The 2267-nt window shown below is 48.6% G+C and carries 1 protein-coding gene; it reads right to left on the reverse strand.

Annotated features, from left to right (window positions below; genetic code table 11):
* Nucleotides 1-384: 384 nt before the first annotated feature.
* Nucleotides 385-2142, reverse strand: coding sequence for a DUF3352 domain-containing protein (locus C7B77_RS28595; RefSeq protein ID WP_181244074.1), 1758 nt, complete (start codon nt 2140-2142; stop codon nt 385-387).
* Nucleotides 2143-2267 lie beyond the last annotated feature (125 nt).

Below are 2267 nucleotides of genomic sequence, written 5' to 3' on the forward strand. Positions count from 1 at the left end.
GTGCCCACACCTACGAACGCATCGACAAACCAGGCTCCTTCCACGCCGAATGGACGAAGGAAGGGTAGAGGGGTGGATGGGTAGATGGGTGGATGGGTGGATGGGTGGATGAGTGGATGAGTGGATGAGTGGATGAGTAACAACTCCTTACTCCAATGTTTATCCTCCTATTCCCTATTTCCTATCTCCTAAAACCTAGATTCTACTCCCTATTCCTATAGGCTGTACCTGTCTTATCGCGCTGTCTTGTCTGGCATAATCCGGGAGGTTCCCTCCCGGCTGCGAGCCGCTGCTTTGTGCGCTCTGTTCGGGAGGAAACCTCATCGATTTATCTGCTTCGATAACTTTGAGCTGAAAACAACAAGAAACACTCCTTGTCCTAAACTAAGATCGATTAGAAGATGGAGCAGTTTTCGGTGCAACACTAGGAGATTTACTCGGCTTTGGTGATGATTTAATTACCTTTGGAGCGGCAGGAAGTTTGGCAACCCCTGGTACTTTTTTGAGCGCGACAAATAGATCGAAACGATTGCTAGATTCATCTAAAATCGCACTAGTTACTCCCAAGCTCCGCATTGCTTGAAAACCAGCTTTAACTTCTGGAGATAGATAAGGTAAAGGCAGATTGCCAGCATTAATCGTGCGATCGATATCGATAAAAAATTGACCGTTATGCGGGTTTAAATTCGATCTAATCGATTGTTGAAATAGAGCATTCTCCGCAAGCCGCTGTTGCGGTTGGGGCACGATCGATCCCGCCACAGGCGCGCCCAAAGTGATGAATGCCAAATTGCGATCGAGCCAGCCATGAGTAGCCGCAATCCCATTCAACGGCGATGTCCAATTGGTCACATCTTGCCCATTTAATTTGGCTTTGGCAATCTTAAATGCCTGCTTTTGTCCCATCGTCTTATCGAGTTTGGCAAAAGCTTTTTCGGCCACAGATCGATCGCTTGCTTGTTGCATTAATACCAAACCCGCCCCGATCTCGGTATCGATTTTAGCTGGTTTGGGCACGATCGCCACCCCAAATGCGCCCTTACTCCAGTTAAGGATCTCTGATTCTAAATCTAGTCCCGTAATGCTGTCGAGATTTTTCACCACATCAGCAGGTTTGACGGGTGCGAGCGGATTATTAGTATCGGTACTGCGCACATAATCTTGCCACAACCGCTGTAAGTTGCCACCAGAAACCATCACAAGGGTATCTACAGGGAGATTAGCGGCAAAATCTCGACCTTGATTTTCGACTACCAGCTTTTGCTTGGGATTGGGTTTGAGCCAAGAAATCCCTTTCCAGGCAATGCCTTCGGTTTCTAAAGTGGCATTAGCCGCGATGCCTTGCTGAATTTGCGCTTGGGCTAATTTGTCCGCTGCAAGGGTTTCGGGAGAATTAGCCGCAGCCACAGCCGTAGCTACGGGAATATTTACATATACCTGCGCGAAGGGGCGCGAAATCTCGATCGCGCTGAGGGCTTTGGTATATCCTGGTACCGCCAATAAAGATTTACCGCCTTGCTGGGTATCGATGACGCGGTGGAGACTGGCCCGATCGGTCGCGATCGCCACAAAATTATCGACGATCGCGATCGCCATCGTGCCCGCTTTGCGCTTGTATTCCCTAATGGCAACGCCTTTGTGGTTACTTTCGACAAAATTGGCATCGATCGGCGTTTGATGCTGTTCTACGGCTTTTTGGGCGGCACCGCGATCGGCGATCGGTAAGATGGCGATCGTTTGACGATTGGGAATGACTCCGCTGGGGGATTTATTCGCACTCGCAGCCGGATTATCTAAATAGCCAAGTGTGATTTGTTTGCCCACCCAAGGTTGAATATCGCGAAGATAATCGTACCCGTAAGCAGTTAGAAAATCGGTCTGAAATTTGGCTAGCTGCTGCTCGAAAACACCGCGACTCGTTGGAATCCCAAACTCAGAAAACTGCTGCCACCGCTCTAGATCGGTCGAAATCGAGACAGATAAAAGTGTATCTTGCGGTAGCAAACTCACGCCATTACTAGTATCTAGTTTAGTAGAGTTCCCCGACCACAATTTCCCGATCGCGATCGCCCCTACAGCCAGAATTGCAGCCACCCCAACTCCCACAACCATCCGTCGGCGTTGCTTGTATTTCGGTGCCATAGTATTTAACTTTGACTTTGGTTTGGGTTGTCGATTGGGCATTTTATTGGGCATTTCAACAGAGGTTAAGATTTGGGGGTATGGGAAATAAAAATGTCGCCAAAAATCCTGAGTCTGATGCTATC

Source organism: Chamaesiphon polymorphus CCALA 037, from assembly GCF_003003845.1.
In the GTDB taxonomy this organism is placed as follows: domain Bacteria; phylum Cyanobacteriota; class Cyanobacteriia; order Cyanobacteriales; family Chamaesiphonaceae; genus Chamaesiphon; species Chamaesiphon polymorphus.